The following is a 17,623-nucleotide window of genomic DNA, read 5'->3' on the forward strand; positions in this document are numbered from 1 at the left end:
GCCGGTGAGAGAAGGCCCGAAAACGTACGCTAAGCCCGTCGGTCAGTTGCGGTGAGCCGGAGCGGCCTGAACCGCTCGCGCGGGCGGTCGAGTTCGCTCCAAAGATAGTCGCCGGTCAGCCCGATGTGCTCCCACCCGAGCGGAGCCACGTGGGCGAGCAGTTCATCCGGCACGTCGACGCCGGTCGACCGAAGATGCCGGACGGCGCGGTCGAGGTACACCGTGTTCCACAGCGTCACCGCCGCGGTGACCAGCGTCAGCCCCGAGGCTCGGTGCCGCTGGTTCTCGAACGTCCGGTCGCGCAGCTCGCCAAGGCGGTTGAAGAAGATCGCGCGGGCAAGCGCGTTCCTGGCCTCGCCCTTGTTGAGGATGCTGCCGGTTCGGCGCCGCTGCTCGGGATCGTCGAACCAGTCGAGCATGAACAGCGTGCGCTCGACGCGGCCGACCTCGCGAAGCGCCCGGGCGATCGGGTTCTGGCGAGGGTAGCCCGCCAGCTTGCGGAGCATTGCGGACGCGCTCACCGTGCCCGCCCGGATCGAGGCGGCGAGGCGCAGCGTCTCGTCCCAGTTCTCCTCGATCGCGCGGACATTGACCGGCCCGGCTACCAGAGGCTGAAGCGTCGGCCAGCTCTCGAGCGGTGACAGGCTGTATAGTCGCCGCTCGTTCAGATCGCGGATGCGCGGCGCGAACCGGAATCCAAGCAGGTGGCAGAGCCCAAACACATGGTCGACTGCTCCCGCGGTGTCGGTCGCGTGCTCGCGGATGACGAGTTCGCTTTCATGGTCGAGCAGCCCATCGATGACGTGCGCGGCTTCGCCCGCGTTTGCGGCGATCACCTTGGTATGGAACGGTGTGAACCGGTCGGAGACGTGGGTGTAGAACAGCACCCCCGGCTCCGAGCCGTAGCGGGCGTTGTGATCGGCCCGCGCCTCACCGCGACCTCCCGCCCGGAAGAACTGCCCGTCGGACGACGACGTATCGCCCGGTCCCCACACCGCCCCGAGCGGGTGCGCGGTATGCGTGTCGACCATCGCGGCGAGGGCCGACAGGTACGTCTCGTCGCGGACGTGCCATTCGGCTGTCCAGCGCAGCCGGGCGAGCGTCAATCCGCGCGAACTTTCGGCCATCCGGCCCAGCCCCAGGTTGGTCGCGTCGGCGAGGATTGTGCCCATCAGCGCCGACTGGTCGGACGCCGGCTCGCCGCTGCGCGCATGAACGAACTGGTCCGCGAAGCCCGACCACGCAGCGACTTCGACCAGAAGATCCGTGACGCGCACGCGCGGCAGCATCGCATAGAGGCGAGCTTTCAACGCTTCAGCCTCATCGGGAACCGAACGGCGCAGCGGTGAGATGGTCAGCTCCCCGCCCGTGATGGCGACGTCAACCAGTTCACCGGCAGCCGCGGCCTGCTCGACCTCGGTCATGCGCCGGGTAAGCAGATCGCGCCGTTCGACGTGCCAGTCCCGGAACCCGGAGGCCACCGCGAGTCTAAGCCGTCCTTCGGCGCGCATCGCGGCGAACGCGGGCTGAGGCAGAAGATAATCGTCGAGGGTGCGATAGGCGCGACTGCCATCGACCCAGATGCCACCCGACGCCAACCGCTCGCGCAGATGAACGACAACGGCAATCTCATAGGCACGCCGGTCGATGCCACCCCCGGCCGCGAACACCACCTTGCGCCAGCGCGGGCGAAGAAAGGTGGTCGGGACGCGCTTGGGCAGGACCGAGCGGCCGTCCTGGTACATGCGCCGCAGCACCTCGATCGCGCTGAGCAGCGGGTCGCCGGAACGAGCGGCGTGGAACGAGAACGCAGCCAGGAAGGTAGGTGCGAACTTGCGGACCGCGGGGTAGCGCTCGACCACCTCGTCCAGACCGTCGTCGGTGGGTCGGGTCAGCTCCTCGGCATCGCGAACGCTGCGTTCGAGCTGCTCCCATCCGATGCCGTCGGTGATCGCGCGCAGCGGGTCGCGGCCGCTCGCGCGCGTTTCCATCAGCAGGCGACCGAGCCGCGCGTGGACGCGAGCGGTGTCTTTGAGCAGCCGGGCGGCCCCAAGCAGTCGTTCGGAGCGCATCCGGTCCGCCCGCCGAAACAACGAGCCGACCAGCTTCTCGACCATGACCAGAGCGGCGTCAGTTAGCGCCGCCTCCATTTCGATTGCGAACGCGATCAGCGTGGCCAGTCGCCGGCGACGCTCCAGGCGGCGAAGGTGCTGCGCTGTCACAATGCTCGCGACGCGCGCGATCACGGCATAACGTGCGCCGTGAATGCGGCGGGCTCGGTCGGGTTCGATCCCGAGAGAGCGAACTCGATCGAGGCGCTCGACCAGCGCTTTCAGGTTGGACGCTGAGGGTGCCTCCGACCAGTCCCGGATCCAGCCCAGGCCCGTCCGGCCGTGTTCGCCAGCGTCGATCAGTTCATCGAGCCCTGCTTCTTGGTCGTCCGAGCAGTCGCGGATCAGGCCTGCGAACGCGGATCGGCGTGCCTGAGTGCGCGCGATCAGGGCAACCCGTTCCAGCGACGATGCCGCGGGGACCACCACGCGGGTCAGCCGCAGTCGTTCAACCATCGCCGCGACGATCGGCTCGCCGCGATCGGTCGATGTCGCGACCTCAATGCCGAGCGTCAGCATGGCGCGCATGTCGGCACGTTCGAACGCGCGTAGCACGAGCAGCGTCTCGATCTCGGCGCGGTGCTCGCGCAGGGTCGGTCCGCGATCGGCGTAGCCAAGGAAGGCGGCAGGCTCGCCACCCAGCTGCTCGCACAAGGTCGCAAGCATAATGGCGGGCGGTGCCTCACCTGGCGCGAGCGCTCGCCCGGGATGGCGAAGATAGCAGAGCTGGACCGCGTAGCCGATCCGGTTGGCACCGCGTCGACGGCGACACACTTGGACGAGGTCATCCGGCCCAAGCGTGTAGAGCCGATCGATCGTTTCCCGATCGGTCGGCGGGTCGAAGATCGCGGCACGCTGCCCGGGCGAAAGGATCGTCTTGGTCGACATCGCACCGGTTCCCCGCAATTGTCACATATTCTTCTACTCAGGCTGTTGGTGGAGCATAGACAGGAACACGGGTTAAGTGACAAAGTAGCGGGATCGTGGCGAGCATTCCGGTTTTGTCACGCAGACGGACGAATATGTGACAACGCTCATCGGCTATGCACGGGTCTCGAAAACGGACGGCAGCCAGGTCCACGATCTGCAGCGCGACGCGCTGATCGGCGCCGGGGTCGATCCCGACCACATCTACGAGGATACGGCCTCGGGGCGGCGCGACGATCGCCCCGGTTTAGCGGGCGCGCTCAAGGCGCTCCGCTCAGGCGATACGCTCGTCATCTGGAAACTCGACCGGCTCGGGCGCGACCTGCGCCACCTAGTCAATACGGTCGGCGATCTAACCAAGCGCGGCGTTGGCCTGAAAGTGCTGGCGGGGGAAGGCGCGTCGATCGACACCACCACCGCCAATGGTCGGCTGATCTTCGCGATCTTCGCCGGACTCGCCGAATTCGAGCGCGAACTGATCGTCGAACGCACCAAAGCGGGCCTTGCCTCGGCACGCGCCCGCGGCAGACATGGCGGGCGACCGTTCAAGATGACGCCCGCCAAATTGCGGCTCGCCCAGGCCGCGATGGGGAAACCGGAAACTAAGGTGGGTGAGCTGTGCGTCGAGCTCGGCGTCACGCGTCAGACGCTCTACCGGCATGTCACGCCCGATGGTCAGATCCGCTCCGATGGTGAGAAGCTGCTCGAGCAAAGATCGCTACGTACAACTGCCTGACGGTCATATGATCATTCTCGATCGGAGCGACTCACCAACTGGATAGTTGCGCTCGCGTGCCGGCCGAAACTGTTTCAGGCTCCGGGCAGCTTCCGCGCTTTATCGAGGTGCTTCCGGGTCACGAGCCCGCCCGCTTTAGCCTTCTCCCGCACCGCCGCGTTACTACCCTTCGTCGCGTAGGCGTTATGGACCTTCAACGCTTCCTCGTGCGCCGCGATCTGTCCCCGCTTGTACGCCGCGTCGAATTCGGCGCGGGGCGTGTTCTCTAGCGTGTCCAGCATCTGAGACAGAGGCCCGACCAGCGCGCTTCCGGAATCGGTGGCGGCGGGCATGCTCAGTACGCTGGCGTGCTCCGCCATCATACGGGTGTGATGGTCGACCATCGTTTGCGCAAACAAGCGTGAAGCTTGGGATTGGGATCTGGTCAGCACGAGCCGGCTCGCATCGACCTCGTACCTACTCAGCGCGTGCATGGCACCGAGATAATCCCTGGTTTCGACAGGAGCAGGGTTCGTGCTGATCCCGGCCTGCGCGAGGGACGCCGACAACGGCGCAGCAAGACACGCCACCGTGATCGCGGTCAGAGCCGCGCCGACTGACTTTCGCATTGGTCCACCTCCTGATTTTCGTTCTTGTTCATGCATGTGCTCAACTCGCGCCGGGCCGTGCGACGTTGGTCTTGTCCAGCGCCGCCCGGAGTCCGCGCGCAAGCTTCGCCGCGTCATCGATCGCCCAGAAGTGCATAAAGAACAGCCGCGGCTGGTCATCAAGCATGTGATTGTGGAGCGCGGTCACCTCGATCCCGTTGGTGCGCAACGCCTTGAGCACCGGGTCGACCTCGGCCGCGGTCAGCACAAAATCACCCGTGATCGCCGCCCGCCCGGAGCCGGTCGGCTGGAAGTTGATCGCGGTCGCCGTCCCCATCGAGGCGGGCGCGGGCATCCCGCCGTCGGTCAGCTTCTCGGCGCGCGGAAAGCTGAACTGATATACACCGCCGTTCGGCTTGCCCTTGATCCCCATCACCTGGTCGAGCGCCGCGGTGTCGAGCGCGATCGGTGATGACGAGCCCGCGCCGGCCGAAGGTGGCTGCGAGTCCCTGGACGGGGCCGCGAGAGGGGTTCGGCTGGCGGCGAGCGCTTCGCGAAGCGCGGTCGCGAGCTTCACCGGGTCGCCATGGCCGCCGATGTGCATATACATCGTCGCCGGCGCGGAACGGAGCAGGTGGTTGTGGAGCGCCGTGATCGTGAACCCGCTCGCCAACAGTCGGCTCATCACCGGGTTCACTTCCGCATGAGTGAGAACCAGGTCGCCCATGACCATCACCTGATCACCCATCGGCTGGAACGCCGCCCAGGAGCCCAGCGCCAAGGCGGGCTTCACGGCAACGCCGTCAAGCGTCACGTTAAGGTCCGATCGTGGAAAGCCGTAGCGACGGACGCCGCCCGCCTGTTCGGTCCCGACGCGGCCGAGCGCGCGGTCGACCGCGGCCCAGTCGGGGGCGGCCGACGCCGGCGCGGCAAAGGTCACGGCGACCGCGACCGCCAGGGGGAGCATTAGGTGGCGCAAAACTTCTCTCCTCGATCTCAACTGGTCGGCCGGCATGGAAAATGCTGGCGCAACGCTATCGTCACACCCGCAAGCCGGGGCATGTTCGCCATTTGCCGGTTGTCGGCCGCCCATGCCAGAAAGATGCGGCTCAACTCACCGGCCCTGACACCCCGCCCGCAAATGCCGGCCTCGCTGCCGCCGTTGCCGAACGCGGAAAGCGTCTCGGCCGCGCCGGCGAGGTACGCCTCGCAACGACCGTTCACCTTTTTCTTCTGCTCGTCGGCGCACATCTGGTGAAACTGCGCCACCGTCTCGTAACGTGGTTGCGCCAGAGTGGGCGAGGCGGTCGCGAGCGCGAGACCCGCCAGGATGGCAGAAGCACTTGATTGGACGGTTTGCATCAAAGTCTCCTCGCCCCAAGCTTTAACTCGCCACCCTCAAACGATACAAGTGTACGGTTGTATCCGCCTCATGATACAGGCGCTGCATGGCTGATGCTTCTCCATCTACGCCGCACGACTGGCTGCTGCTGATCCCCCAACTCCCGGCTAAGCCCGCCTACCTGCGTGTCCGGGTGTGGCGGCGCTTGCAGGCGATCGGTGCCGCCGCGCTCAAGAACGCCGTCCACGCGCTTCCTTCGCGCGACGACACGCGCGCGCTGTTTGAGGAGCTGAGAACGGAAATCATCGCAGGCGGCGGCGAGGCGCTGATCCTGGAAGCGCGGCTCGTGGATGGAATGACGGACGCAGAGCTTCGCGCCGTGTTCGATGCGGCCCGCGACGCCGACTATGACGAGCTTACGCGCGAGGCGCGCTCGCTGAGCGACGCCGGCGACGCGACCGACACTCGGCGCTTGCGCAAGCGCCTGGACGAGATTGCCGCCATCGACTTCTTCGGCGCGCATGGTCAGCAAGTAGCGTTGGCGGCCCTCGCAGATGCGGACCGCCGCGACCATGAACATCCCGACGTGAGCGGGGCGGGTGCGCCGGAGCTGATGCCCGCGGAGTTGAAAAGCCGCACCTGGGTCACGCGCCGACACGTCCATGTCGACCGCATCGCGTCTGCTTGGCTGATCCGGCGGTATATCGACGTGGATGCCAGCTTCAAATTCGTGGACGGCAAGGAATACACCCCCCAGCCGAGCGAGCTGCGATTCGACATGGCGGACGCGGAGTTTACGCATGAAGGCGACCGCTGCACCTTCGAGACGCTGGTGTCCCGCACCGGGCTCGATGGCGACCAGGCGCTCCGCGCGCTCGCCGAGATCGTCCATGATCTCGACATCGCCGATGGCAAGTTCGGTCGTCCGGAGACGGCGGGCATCGGCGCGCTCATCAACGGCATCTGCGCTGGCACGGACGACGACATTGAGCGCATCGCGCAAGGATCGGGCGCGCTCGACGGCTTCTACGCGCACTTCGCCAAGCGGCGCTGAACAGATGGGAGTTGATCATGGCGAGCATCGAACAACCCGTTCCGACAAGCGCGGTCGGCGATGACACCCGCCCGCCCGACCTGAGCTATCCCGCGCTATTTGTCCGATTCCTACGCTTCGGCATGATGGCGTTCGGCGGTCCTGTTGCGCAGATCGCGATGATCCGGCGCGAGCTGGTCGACGAGGAACGCTGGATCGGGAGCGACCGGTTCAACAAGCTCTTGGCCGTCATGCAGGTGTTGCCCGGGCCGGAGGCGCATGAATTGTGCGTGCATCTCGGCGTCCGGGCCAAGGGGCGGCTGGGCGGCTTGCTCGCCGGGCTCGGCTTCATGCTGCCGGGCTTGGTCCTCATGCTCGCGCTGGCATGGCTCTACACTCGGCTGCCGATCCAAGGAACGCTACTCGGAGCGGCGCTCCTCGGCGTCCAGGCGGCGGTGATCGCGGTAATCGTCCGCGCGGTGCATAGGATCGGCGAGCACATCCTGCTTGACCCATGGCTCTGGGCTGCGGCTATCGCCGCAGCGATCGCCTCGCTCGCCGGTGTCAGTTTCTGGATCGTGCTGCCAGCCGCAGGCGCTGCCTATGCGCTCGCATCGACCGGGCGCTACGCGCTCCCTGCGGTCGTCGTCGCGATCGCCGTTGGCTTGGCGGCCCTGACCTGGGCAGGAAGCCTCGGGAATGCCAGCGTGGCGGTCGCTCGGGAACCGGCGCCCACGGTCGCCGCGCTCTTTTGGACCGGGCTGAAAGGCGGGCTGCTGACGTTCGGCGGGGCCTATACCGCCATTCCGTTCATCCGGAACGACACGGTGGGCCGGGGCTGGATGACGGACGCGCAGTTCCTCGACGGCTTAGGGTTGGCCGGCATCCTGCCAGCCCCACTCGTAATCTTTGCGACCTTCGCCGGCTGGATCAGCGGCGGCCTCGCCGGGGCGCTCGCGATGACGGCCGGCATGTTCCTCCCCGCGTTCGCCTTCTCGCTCCTACTCTACGACCGGTTGGAAGCGGTGGTAGAGCACAAGCGGCTGCAACTCTTCTTGGCGGGCGTCGCGGCCGGGGTCGTTGGCGTTATCGTGGTGACGGTCACGGACCTCGCCCGGACCACGGCCGCACGCACCTCAAGCCCAATCGCGAGCGCGCTCATCTTCGCCATCGCGCTGGCCATCATGTACCGCTGGAAAAGCAAGCTCGCCACGCCGGTTGTCCTGGCGATTGGGGCAGTGATCGGGGCATCCGCCCTGAGCTAGAAGACCGTGCGGTCGCCGTAAGTCGAGGTCTCGATAATCGATCGATACCAATTCACTTAGCGTACGTTTTCGGGCCTTCTCTCACCGGCCCCCAATTGCAGGTCGGACCCGAGGTGCTGGCCGACTACGCGACGCGCGGCCCGACCCGGTACGAACAGCTCGATGCACTGCGCGATGCATTCGGCTTCATGCCGCTCAGTCGGCCGCTGCGAACGACGTTGCAGGAATGGCTCCTGCCGATCGCGCTGACGACGACCAGCGGGGCTAGGCTGGCGCGCGTGATGCTGGATGAGTGCCGGCGACGGCGCATCATTGTGCCGGGCATCAGTTCGGTCGAGCGGATGGTCGCACAGGCGTTGCTCGATGCCGAACGCCATGTCGCCGAGCATCTGACCCGAGGACTCGATGCTCGACAGCGCCGGCTGCTCGATGCGCTTCTCCTGCCCCACACAGGCACGAACTTGAGCGATCTGGCCTGGGTGCGGCAGTCACCCGGCAAGCCCGGCCGAAAGACATTCGCCGCCATCATCGAGCGACTGACACTGCTTCGGGCCATCGGGATCGATCCGGATATCGCCGTAGGCGTCCATCCCGAGCGCCTCCGACGCCTGTGCCAGGAAGGCGTGCGGCTGACCGCGCAACATGTTCGGACGCTGCAAGCGACGCGGCGTCGCGCCACATTGGTGGCGACCATCCTCGAAACCATCGTTACCCTCACCGACGATGCGGTGCTGATGTTCGATCGCCTGCTTGGGCAGATGTTCCGGCGCGAACAGAACAGCGCGGACACGACACTCAAGCGCAACCGGCGCACCATCAACGGCAAAATCCGGCTGCTTGCCCAACTCGGCGCTGCCTTGCTCGCCGCCAAGATATCAGGTGGCGATATCGGCGCTGCGGTCGAGGCAGCGATCGGATGGAATGATCTCGGCCGCGAGGTCGATGAAGCCCGCAAGCTGATCCGCCCCGATTCGGTCGATCCCGTCGCGGTCGCCGCGACCAATTACCCCGTCCTCCGACAGGTCGGTCCCTCGTTCATCGCCTCGTTCACATTCGGGGCGGTGCCAGCCTGCCATGCGCTCGCGCGAGCGGTCGCGATCATGCGCGACCTTCATTTTGGTCATCTGCGCAAATTGCCTGCAGGCACGCCAGTCGGCTTCATCCGGCAAGCTTGGCGTCGGGCGATCGGCACCGGCATTCCCGATCGCAGGATCTATGAATTGTGCGTGCTGGTCGAGCTTCGCGACCGGCTTCGCGCCGGCGACATGTGGGTCGAGGGAAGCCGACGCTATCGTGCTGTCGAGCAGCAACTCATTCCTGCCCCCGTATTCGCCAACATGCGCGCGGCCGGCCCCTTGCCGATACCGGCACCGGATACGGCCGATATCTGGCTGGCCGAACGACGCGCCCGCCTCGCCCGTCGATTGGCCGAGGTCGAGCGAAAGGCGGAGACGGACGCGCTGGAAGACGTGCAGCTCAGCTTGGGCAGGCTGCGGATTTCGCCCTTGAAGGCGATTACTCCCGAGGAATCCGATACCGCCCTTGCGCCGCTCTATGCGCATCTGCCCGCGATCCGCATCACCGACCTTCTTGCCGAAGTCGATCGATGGACCGGGTTCAGCCAGTGCTTCACGCATCTGCAAAGTGGCCGTGCCGCGGATGAACCACGTGCGATCCTCACGGCGGTGCTCGCCGATGCCACCAATCTGGGCCATACGCGCATGGCGGAAGCCTGCAATCTCGTGACCCAGCGCCAACTCGGTTGGCTCGCCTCATGGCATCTGCGCGAGGAAACCTACGGTCGCGCGCTCGCCCGGCTTGTCGACGCCCAACACACCGCGCCGCTGGCCGCGCTGTTCGGGTCCGGCACCTCGTCCAGCTCAGACGGTCAGAACTTTCCGCTCGACCGCCGCGCCCAGGCAACCGGCGCAGTCAATCCGCACAAGGGGACAGAGCCGGCTGTCTCCTTTTACAGCCACGTCTCGGATCGCTACGCGCCGTTCCATTCCACAGTTATCTCCGCTTCGGCGAGCGAGGCGGCACAGGTGCTCGACGGGCTGCTCCACCACGGCGCCGATCTGCACATCGAAGAGCATCACGTCGATGGCGGGGGCGTCTCCGACCATGTGTTCGCGCTATGTCATCTGCTTGGGTTCCGGTTCGCGCCGCGTATCCCGAATATCGCCGCACGCCGTTTGCACCTGTTTAACGGCATCGAACCCGGCCCCGATATTGCGCCGCTGGTCGCGGGCCGCATCGACGAAGGTCTGATCGAGGCACACTGGGACGACGTGCTGCGACTGGGAACCTCGATCCGCACAGGCGTCGTCAGCGCCTCGATCATGCTGGAACGGCTCGGCTCCTATCCACGCGCCAACGGCCTGGCACTGGCGTTGCGCGAGATCGGTCGCGTCGAGCGTACCCTGTTCACGCTCGACTGGATCGAGCAGCCCGAACAGCGTCGCCGCGCCACCCGCGAACTCAACAAGGGAGAAGCGGAAAATGCCCTGAAACGCGCCATCTTCTTCCATCGCATCGGCCGTATCCGCGATCATGCGCTGCAAGCCCAAAGCCATCGGGCGAGCGCGCTGAACCTCGTCGCCGGTGCCATCGTCCTGTGGAACACGACCTACCTGCAAGCCGCCCGGATGCATCTCGCCAACCTCGGCCGGCCGGTCCCGCCGGACCTGCTGCAACACCTATCACCGCTCGGTTGGCAGCATATCAATCTCACCGGCGATTACCTCTGGACCGATCCCGATGCGCCATCCACCGCGCTCAGACCGCTTCGCCAGATGCGCGCCGTCGAAGGCACGGCAAAACCTTAGCGTATATCTGGGTCCGTTCTGTGTACCGACCCCGTCTCGAACTGGCTGACGTCGGCACGCACACGGCAGATCGCGTCCGGCACTTCGAAGCGGACCAACACGCGCGAGCCGGTGATGCTGTCGAGCATGTCTGCGATAGCGTCGAGCCGCTGCCCGACCTCAAATACCTCCGGCTCCAGCGTCTGCCGGCGGGCAAAGGCAAGCAGCTGCCCGGTGAGCTTGGCCGCGCGATCGGCGGTGTCGCCGATGGCATCGAGGTAACGCTGGCGCTTCTCGGGAGCGACGTTGTCACGCCGCAACAGGTCGACGGAGCCGCGGATGACAGTCAGGAGATTGTTAAAGTCGTGTGCCACCCCGCCGGTGAGCTGGCCGATTGCCTCCATCTTCTGGCTCTGACGTAGCCGCTCCTCCGCTGCCATCAATTCGGCGCTACGGTCGGCGACACGCTGTTCGAGTGTCTCGTTCAGCGTGCGCAAATCCGCGATGGCACGGTCGCGCTCTGCCTCGACCGCCCGCTTGGCCTCGATGTCGATGAGGACGCCGGGAAAGCTGCGCGGTGTGCCATCGGGATCGTGATCGACACGACCGTTCGCCTCGATCCAGTAATAGTGACCATCCGCATGGCGCACACGGTATTGGTGGGCGTAACGACCGCCTCGCACGATTGCGGCATCGATCGCTGCCGCAAGACCGGGCTGATCGTCCGGATGCACCGTCTCGACGATCTGCGCGAGCGGAATGCCCTCGCGTCCAAGCACCGGATCGAGGCCGAACGTGCGGGCAAAGGCGTCGTCGATCGTGAAGCGATCGGTCGGAATGTCCCAATGCCATGTGCCGATGATCGCACCGGCTTCCAGTGCGAGCTGCACCCGCTCGACATTCGCGCGCGCCAGCGCTTCGCTGACGAGAAGCTGATCCTGTGCTTCGCGGCGAGCCGTCACATCGTTGAACAGGATGGCGATCTGCCGATCGGCGGGATCGCCTACCCGAACCGCCCGCACATCGAACCAGCGCTTGAAGGCCTCTGCGTAGCTTTCGAAATTGGCAGGCTCACCGGTGCTGGCGACATGACCATAGGTCTCGAACCAGAAACGCTCCAAATCGGGGGCGAACTCGGTCACCCATTTCCCGCGCAGATTGACGCCGGATTGCTCCTCGAACGCGGGATTGGCTTCGAGGAAGCGATAGTCGATCGGCGTGTCGTCAGCGTCGTATTTAACCTCGACGATGGCGAATGCAGCGTCGATCGTCTCGACGATTGTTTGAAACCGATCCTGCGCCGCCCGGAGCGCCGCGCCGTCAAGGTGCTCGCGTGTCCGGTCGCGCAGAATTTTCACGAAGCCGAGATGCCGATCGTCTTCATCGAAGAGCGGGAGCATCTCGCCCGATGCCCAGAAGGGCTCGCCACCTTTCCGAAGATGCCACCGCTCGTCGGAAGCGCGTCCGTCCCGTAGCGCTCCTGCCATCTCATGGTCGACGCGGCCGATTGCGCGATCCTCAGGCGTGAAAAATCGCTCGGCATTCTGGCCGCGAATTTCTTCGGCCGTCCAACCCAGAATGTTCTCCGCACCGACATTCCAGTCGGTGATGACACCTGCCGGATCGGTGACGATCATGGCGATGTCCGCGGCATTGTCGAAGATCGCGCGTTGTCGGGCTTCGCTTGCCGCCAGCGCCGCCTGACTGGCTTTCAACTCCGCCACCATGTCGCGCGTTGCATTCAGCTCGGCCGCAGCGCCGGCCATCTGTCGCCTGTGAGCCTGTACAACATCCTGTACGTGGGAATGGGCATCGAGCGTTCGCCGATTGGCTTCGATGGTCTGCCGACGGCTCGCCGTGAGATCGGCGACATAGCGATGATCGCGTTCCGCTTGCTGATCGCTGGCACGCTGCGCATGGATCCCGGCATGCGCCAATTCGGATCTCAGGCGCGTGACTTCGGCCTCAAGCTCTTCTCTCGTCATGGTATTCAAGGACGACACCCGTTCCCACATCGCTCGTTCTGTATCGCTGATCTACTATCGCCTGGCGGGTTCGGGCCGCAACGGCAATGAACGTTTGGGCTTCGGACAGTCCGGGCTAGCAAAAACGAATTTGGTTCGTTCCCGCCGGCTTGATGTAAAGGATTTGCCTAGTCCAAGGACTGCGCTACGCTGGCCAAGCAATGCAAATGCTGCTGGTCTCGATGAATGACGCTTTTGAGGCCGGGCGACGGATTGGCACCGTGCCGCACGGATCGGCGATCGATTGCCCAATTGGGCATGAGCAGATCATCTTGCGGCTGAGCTGGATGGATGGCTTCAGCAAGGGGCGCTCGGACCCGCTGCGAGACAGAGGATGGATCGATCTGCCTCTCTGGAATTAGCGGCCGCCGCAGATGACAAAGCCACCTACACCATCCGGCGAAAGGCATTCTGCAAGTCGCTTTCCCGAAACGGTTTGGCGAGAACGACGCCTGGAGGACTGCAAGGGTGACATTCGCCCGGCGTTGCACTGATGAATATGACCGGCATCTCTCCGAGGTGGGCGTGAATCCGGGCGACAGCTGCCGGTCCAGTGCCGGTTACGAGCTTCACATCCGACGTTATCAGGTCGGGCGGACGGACCAGCGCCAAAGCAACGGCTTCCGTTTCTGATACGGCGAAATCAAAAGAGGTGGCGCCGACACCCTCCAACATCGACTGGATATTCATGGCGATGAACGGCTCATCCTCGATAATCAGTACGTGACACATTCATCGGCTCCGGCTTGGAGCTTGATAACGCAGATCAGGAGCTTTTGGTTCGTCCGCTTCAGATCGCACAGGGCGAGCAGGACTTTGGGACGTTCCCGATTGGGAAGGTTCAGGGAGACGGCTGACGGTCGCAAGGCGCACCGGACGGTAGGGAAATAGCCGTTTTCCCAAAATATGTTCCCGATTGCTCCTTCCCGAAATGACCGGTTGGAGACGGAGAAATGGGACGATCCCGCCCGTGCAATGAACCCGCCTTTAGCATCCGCCCGGAGCGGATAATGTGAGCAGCCATGTCCGATTGCGAGCAGCCCCGGATGATGGCGAGCACGCTGGCAGATAATTCGAGCAGGATGCCACCCGCCAGTGGCAGAGAGCGTGAGCAGAAAACCGGCTGTTTGCGAGCAGACGCCGCTACGATTGCAAGCGCCTACAGTTAGGTGTTCTGGCGCGACAGGCCTTTTTCAGGATGCGCGAATAGCCAGACTTTCCCGATCCATTGTCGCCATAGATAATCGTCAGGCCATTGGGTTGAAACGCCAGTCTCTGATCGGATGCCAAGGCATTGACGTGGTTCACGTTGTGAACGCGACGGAGGTGCACCGGCCCTTGGACACGCGCAGGATCGCGGAAACTGTCGGCGGTTACCGGATTTGCTGCGGCCTGGCCTTTGCAGATGGCGACCAACTCATCGAGCTCAGCACCAGTGAGAGAATTTCCGGTTGCCAGTCGACGCAGCGCGTCGCGCTGCCAGCCTGGACTATCCTCAGACCAAGCGACGATGCTTGCGAGCGCCTGTGCTTCCGTCATCCCCCACACCCCCTCAACGTCTCAGCTACTCTCGTTCTGCTCCCCTTCGGTAGCCACCTCGACCGCTGCCGCACGTGCCTCCTGCCAATCGGCACCGGCTTGAGTCAGAAACGCCGACAATCGATCACTGAGGCTGGAGTTCTTTTCAACGTGCGAAGCGTAATAGACAAACGACGTCACCGCCGTACGCTGCTTGATGGGGTCCCACAGTTCTACAATCTGCAACATCGTCGCACGATCAAGAGGGATTAGACCCATATCGGAGACAGCTTGGCGAGCGTCATCATCAAAGCCGAGCGCTGCGACCACCCCAAGCGCGCCGCGAATGCCCGTCGCGTTCGCGAAACCTTCGAGCTGCTGCACGCCCGCGGACGTGATGTGGTACTGCTTTACTTCGGCTGAGATCGCGAGCCGGCCGCCTTCCCAGCCGTCGACGTCGCCGATGCGTTGAAGGCGACGCGATCCGGTGCGAACCTTATCGATCTCGATCTGGAGGTGCGGGTTATCGGCCCGTAGGAACCCAAAGGTGATACCCTGGAAGGATGCACCGGTCGGTTCACGCCGGCTCACGGCCGTCAGGTCGAAACGTTCCAACAATAGCCGGAACAGAGGAGGCTCGACCTCGACGGAGTTGGGGTCGAACGCCTGGCTTTTGAGATTGTCGAGAACGAACTGGTTCACTCGGGCGCGGAGCTTCACCAACTCCTCGGCCGTCGCTGTCAGCACCGTCTCTAGCCACGGAATGAAATCAGCCCAGCGCCCGGTCGCAAATGGAGCGGCACTCGGATAATCGAACCGCTTCTCCTCAGCGCGGTAGTAGGTTTCGATCGCGTCGTAGAAGCCGCGGAGAGACAAGGTGCCGCCTCCTGGCTTCTCCACGATCAGCGTGTTGGCGCTATCGCCCCGGCTCGTCGTCGTCACTTGGGGAAACTTGGCCGTCAGCTCGGCAAAGGTAGTCACACCGCTGCCAGGAACGTCGAGCGCCTGAACGAAGTCGATGAAGGATACAAGGAGTCCGGCTGTGTATTTCCGCCGGCGAAACCCTGCCTCAAACTCGTGGAATAGCTCGTCCGGCGTCATTGTACGATCGCGAGCCTCGACAGGGCAGGGAAGGCGCGTGTCGCGATGCCGAAATACTCGACGTCCCGGTCGGTGCCGATAGCACGATAGCCGATCGCCTCGGCAGCCGCCAAGGTAGAGCCGCTGCCGGCGAACGGATCGTAGATGATGCCTACGCCCAGCGGCAGCGCGGCGCGGACAAGCTGGCGCATGAACCGCTGCGGCTTGAGAGAAGGATGGGGCGCGATCTCACGCTCTCGCCCGCGGGTAGGGGAGCATGGAATAACGTCGCGGAACGGTTCGTCGGCGCTGATCCGACGAAGCCCGCCGGTGCCCCATGCCTTAAGGTTGGCCGCGGCGGTGCCGATCATCGGCTTGCGGAAAATGCCCCACGGTTCCCAGCCCGACCGCGCCATCATGGAGACGTCGCTGAACTCCTTCTCGGCACCCTTGGGTCGATCGCCACCCCGCAGCGTCGTCACCAGCCGGATCACCTCGCCGCGCTTTTCCAGCCCCGCGCTTTGGAAGGCGTGGAACGTCATGGTGGAGAGCAGCGGGTTGGCCGCGACGAAGGCGTGTCCCCCCGGAACAAGCGCCCGATGGATGCCGTAGGCGATTGCCGAGAAGAAGCTGTGGAGCTTGGTCAACTCCTCCTCTGAAAGCACGGTAAAACGGGGGAGGGGTGAACGTTTTGCGCCATCGAACGACGGGGGGATGCGCCATACGCCGCCACGGCCGCTGCGAAGCTTCTGATGGTCCTTCTGCTCGTACTCAATCACGCCGTAGGGCGGATCGGTCACGACGGCATGGATGGAGTTGGGCGGCAGCTCGGCGAGGAACTGCACCGCATCCGCCAGCACATAAGTCGCGTTGGACGACAGATGCTCGCGGCGATCGGCGCCGACTTCGCGCACTAGGTCCCATTGATCGTCGATGCGCTCGGTCAGGGCCTGTCGCCACGTCGGCACGCGCTGGCGAGATGGAGCGCGGGCCGCGGGCGGCTGAATGATTCGAGTGGCCATGTTTTGTTCTACCTTAAAGGACCTGACATGCACGCGATTTGATAAGCGCGAATGGAATAGGTGATCGGAGAGCATCGGCGACGGCAGGCATGCTCACGGCCCGCGCCGCGCCGGACCTGCGGCACGTTCATCAAGCCTTGCTAGCGTCGCGCGAAGCGTCTTCGGCGTGACACCGTAGGCCCGCGCCACAACAGGGATCGGCTCGTCGGCTGCCAGCCTGGCGCGTGCCTCGCTAACCTGCTGACCATTCATCTTCTGGGGGCGGCCAAGGTGTCGGCCCGACGATCGCGCCGCGGCGATCCCCTGGCGCTGCCGCTCGCGCAGTCGGCGTCGCTCGTGTGCGGCCAGGCTGGCGAGAATGTCGGCGATCAGCCGACCGTCGTTCGTCGCGATGTCGAGGGAGGGAAGGGCGAGAACCCGAAGCTGCACGCCACGCTTGATAAGCTCGTCCATCAACAGCACCGCCTCGCCCGTGCTGCGCCCAAGCCTGTCCAGCTCGGACACGATCAGCTCGTCACCGTCGTGCAGCCGCTCTAGCAGACCATCAAGGCGCCGCCGCGCCTTCACACCGCTCTCCACTTCTTCGACCACCTGGTCGCACCCGACGAGCGCGAGAGCGGAGCGCTGGCGGGCAAGGCTCTGTTCGTCGGTCGAAACGCGGGCGTAGCCGTAGCGCATTTCTACCCTGACCTTTCTTCTCTCCTAAGCGCCTGATTATGCTTGTGGCTGAACGGGCGAGAGAAAGGTAGACCTTTCTACCTCCGATAATGGCAACCCGTGTGCGCCATGGCGAAAATAGCTGACTCTACCCGCCTCCTGATGCCGCGTTCGCGGTCGCCGAAAAGCTCAAGGAATGATCGATCAGGCGGCAACGCTCCACGCTCTGAAGCTACTATCCGCGCCCTTGACCCTGATATCATCGCGCCTGCGTGTAGCCACGCCGATCGAAGCCATGTCGACCGTATCATAGAGATTGAGATATTCCTGGCTCGTATAGGATCGATCCGCAGCGGTGACGGGGAAAATGAAAACGCGCCGGGACGGATGGGTGAAGGCATCGAAATAGCCCAATTCCCACGGACACCACTTGGACTTGGTGGCATTCGCCGAATGCAAATAGAGCAGCGTCCGGCACTGTCGCATCCGCCCTCTGATCTTCTCGGCGGTCGCC

At 64.5% G+C, this 17,623-nt stretch carries 15 protein-coding genes and 2 pseudogenes; 6 read left to right on the top strand and 11 right to left on the bottom strand.

The window, feature by feature from the left end; translation table 11 throughout:
* Window positions 1-29 precede the first annotated feature (29 nt).
* On the bottom strand, window positions 30-2,999 hold the full coding sequence (locus BMX36_RS19960) for a Tn3 family transposase (RefSeq protein WP_093068233.1): 2,970 nt from the start codon (window positions 2,997-2,999) through the stop codon (window positions 30-32).
* A 136-nt stretch (window positions 3,000-3,135) separates the two neighbouring features.
* Between BMX36_RS19960 and BMX36_RS19965 the strand changes: the two genes are divergently transcribed.
* The gene (locus BMX36_RS19965) at window positions 3,136-3,774 is read left to right on the top strand and encodes a recombinase family protein (RefSeq protein WP_037527897.1); all 639 of its coding nucleotides are present in this window, start codon (window positions 3,136-3,138) and stop codon (window positions 3,772-3,774) included.
* A 74-nt stretch (window positions 3,775-3,848) separates the two neighbouring features.
* Here the strand turns inward: BMX36_RS19965 and BMX36_RS19970 are convergent, their stop codons facing one another.
* From BMX36_RS19970 to BMX36_RS19980, 3 genes are read right to left on the bottom strand one after another with little or no spacing between them, the layout of a single operon-like run.
* Window positions 3,849-4,382, bottom strand: a complete 534-nt coding sequence (locus BMX36_RS19970) for a DUF4142 domain-containing protein (protein ID WP_052811626.1) — start codon at window positions 4,380-4,382, stop codon at window positions 3,849-3,851.
* 40 nt (window positions 4,383-4,422) lie between these two features.
* A complete protein-coding gene (locus tag BMX36_RS19975) occupies window positions 4,423-5,340 on the bottom strand; it encodes a DUF1259 domain-containing protein (RefSeq protein WP_256210922.1) in 918 nt (305 codons plus the stop codon).
* 17 nt (window positions 5,341-5,357) lie between these two features.
* Complete coding sequence (locus BMX36_RS19980; RefSeq protein WP_042491069.1) at window positions 5,358-5,723, bottom strand: Rap1a/Tai family immunity protein; 366 nt, start codon at window positions 5,721-5,723, stop codon at window positions 5,358-5,360.
* An 86-nt stretch (window positions 5,724-5,809) separates the two neighbouring features.
* Here BMX36_RS19980 and BMX36_RS19985 point away from each other — a divergent pair, with 86 nt between their 5' ends.
* The 3 genes and pseudogenes from BMX36_RS19985 to BMX36_RS19995 form a co-directional block, all read left to right on the top strand.
* Entirely contained in the window at window positions 5,810-6,757 is a 948-nt protein-coding gene (locus BMX36_RS19985; RefSeq protein WP_245613536.1) for a chromate resistance protein ChrB domain-containing protein, read from the top strand.
* A gap of 80 nt (window positions 6,758-6,837) precedes the next feature.
* On the top strand, window positions 6,838-8,001 hold the full coding sequence (gene chrA / locus BMX36_RS19990) for a chromate efflux transporter (protein ID WP_052149378.1): 1,164 nt from the start codon (window positions 6,838-6,840) through the stop codon (window positions 7,999-8,001).
* Between the two features lie 92 nt (window positions 8,002-8,093).
* Window positions 8,094-10,829: pseudogene (locus tag BMX36_RS19995) on the top strand (Tn3-like element ISMpo10 family transposase); the annotation flags it as partial.
* On the opposite strand, the gene BMX36_RS20000 reads toward BMX36_RS19995, so the two are convergent.
* The gene (locus tag BMX36_RS20000) at window positions 10,826-12,574 is read right to left on the bottom strand and encodes a PAS domain-containing sensor histidine kinase (RefSeq protein ID WP_218142217.1); all 1,749 of its coding nucleotides are present in this window, start codon (window positions 12,572-12,574) and stop codon (window positions 10,826-10,828) included. The pseudogene BMX36_RS19995 and the gene BMX36_RS20000 sit on opposite strands and share 4 nt — an antisense overlap.
* A gap of 9 nt (window positions 12,575-12,583) precedes the next feature.
* On the opposite strand from BMX36_RS20000, the gene BMX36_RS21465 reads away from it, so the two are divergent.
* Together BMX36_RS21465 and BMX36_RS20005 are read left to right on the top strand one after the other, a co-directional pair.
* Window positions 12,584-12,883, top strand: coding sequence for a hypothetical protein (locus tag BMX36_RS21465; protein ID WP_143058628.1), 300 nt, complete (start codon window positions 12,584-12,586; stop codon window positions 12,881-12,883).
* Window positions 12,884-12,999: 116 nt separating this feature from the next.
* The gene (locus BMX36_RS20005; protein WP_143058629.1) at window positions 13,000-13,194 is read left to right on the top strand and encodes a hypothetical protein; all 195 of its coding nucleotides are present in this window, start codon (window positions 13,000-13,002) and stop codon (window positions 13,192-13,194) included.
* 25 nt (window positions 13,195-13,219) lie between these two features.
* Here the strand turns inward: BMX36_RS20005 and BMX36_RS20010 are convergent, their stop codons facing one another.
* From BMX36_RS20010 to BMX36_RS21875, 6 genes and pseudogenes are all read right to left on the bottom strand, one after another.
* Entirely contained in the window at window positions 13,220-13,564 is a 345-nt protein-coding gene (locus BMX36_RS20010) for a response regulator (protein WP_093068238.1), read from the bottom strand.
* A 411-nt stretch (window positions 13,565-13,975) separates the two neighbouring features.
* Window positions 13,976-14,371 (bottom strand): ATP-binding protein, encoded by a 396-nt coding sequence (locus BMX36_RS21470; protein WP_143058630.1) that lies wholly within the window; start codon window positions 14,369-14,371, stop codon window positions 13,976-13,978.
* Window positions 14,372-14,392: 21 nt separating this feature from the next.
* Complete coding sequence (locus BMX36_RS20015) at window positions 14,393-15,451, bottom strand: hypothetical protein (protein ID WP_093068241.1); 1,059 nt, start codon at window positions 15,449-15,451, stop codon at window positions 14,393-14,395.
* A complete protein-coding gene (locus tag BMX36_RS20020; protein WP_218142218.1) occupies window positions 15,448-16,527 on the bottom strand; it encodes a DNA-methyltransferase in 1,080 nt (359 codons plus the stop codon). Before BMX36_RS20020 ends, BMX36_RS20015 begins: the two co-directional genes overlap by 4 nt.
* Before the next feature lie 18 nt (window positions 16,528-16,545).
* Window positions 16,546-17,130, bottom strand: coding sequence for a recombinase family protein (locus BMX36_RS20025; RefSeq protein ID WP_093068247.1), 585 nt, complete (start codon window positions 17,128-17,130; stop codon window positions 16,546-16,548).
* A 183-nt stretch (window positions 17,131-17,313) separates the two neighbouring features.
* A pseudogene (locus tag BMX36_RS21875) lies at window positions 17,314-17,623 on the bottom strand (hypothetical protein); the annotation flags it as partial.

Source organism: Sphingomonas sp. OV641 (assembly GCF_900109205.1).
Classification (GTDB): domain Bacteria; phylum Pseudomonadota; class Alphaproteobacteria; order Sphingomonadales; family Sphingomonadaceae; genus Sphingomonas.

Bases quoted from the DNA above. Each gene is read 5' to 3' on its own strand.
- BMX36_RS19960 (WP_093068233.1), bottom strand. From the start codon at position 2,999: ATGTCGACCAAGACGATCCTTTCGCCCGGGCAGCGTGCCGCGATCTTC.
- BMX36_RS19970 (WP_052811626.1), bottom strand. From the start codon at position 4,382: ATGCGAAAGTCAGTCGGCGCGGCTCTGACCGCGATCACGGTGGCGTGT.
- BMX36_RS19980 (WP_042491069.1), bottom strand. From the start codon at position 5,723: ATGCAAACCGTCCAATCAAGTGCTTCTGCCATCCTGGCGGGTCTCGCG.
- BMX36_RS19985 (WP_245613536.1), top strand. From the start codon at position 5,810: ATGGCTGATGCTTCTCCATCTACGCCGCACGACTGGCTGCTGCTGATC.
- BMX36_RS20000 (WP_218142217.1), bottom strand. From the start codon at position 12,574: ATGGCCGGCGCTGCGGCCGAGCTGAATGCAACGCGCGACATGGTGGCG.
- BMX36_RS20005 (WP_143058629.1), top strand. From the start codon at position 13,000: ATGCTGCTGGTCTCGATGAATGACGCTTTTGAGGCCGGGCGACGGATT.
- BMX36_RS20010 (WP_093068238.1), bottom strand. From the start codon at position 13,564: ATGTGTCACGTACTGATTATCGAGGATGAGCCGTTCATCGCCATGAAT.
- BMX36_RS21470 (WP_143058630.1), bottom strand. From the start codon at position 14,371: ATGACGGAAGCACAGGCGCTCGCAAGCATCGTCGCTTGGTCTGAGGAT.
- BMX36_RS20015 (WP_093068241.1), bottom strand. From the start codon at position 15,451: ATGACGCCGGACGAGCTATTCCACGAGTTTGAGGCAGGGTTTCGCCGG.
- BMX36_RS20020 (WP_218142218.1), bottom strand. From the start codon at position 16,527: ATGCTCTCCGATCACCTATTCCATTCGCGCTTATCAAATCGCGTGCAT.
- BMX36_RS20025 (WP_093068247.1), bottom strand. From the start codon at position 17,130: ATGCGCTACGGCTACGCCCGCGTTTCGACCGACGAACAGAGCCTTGCC.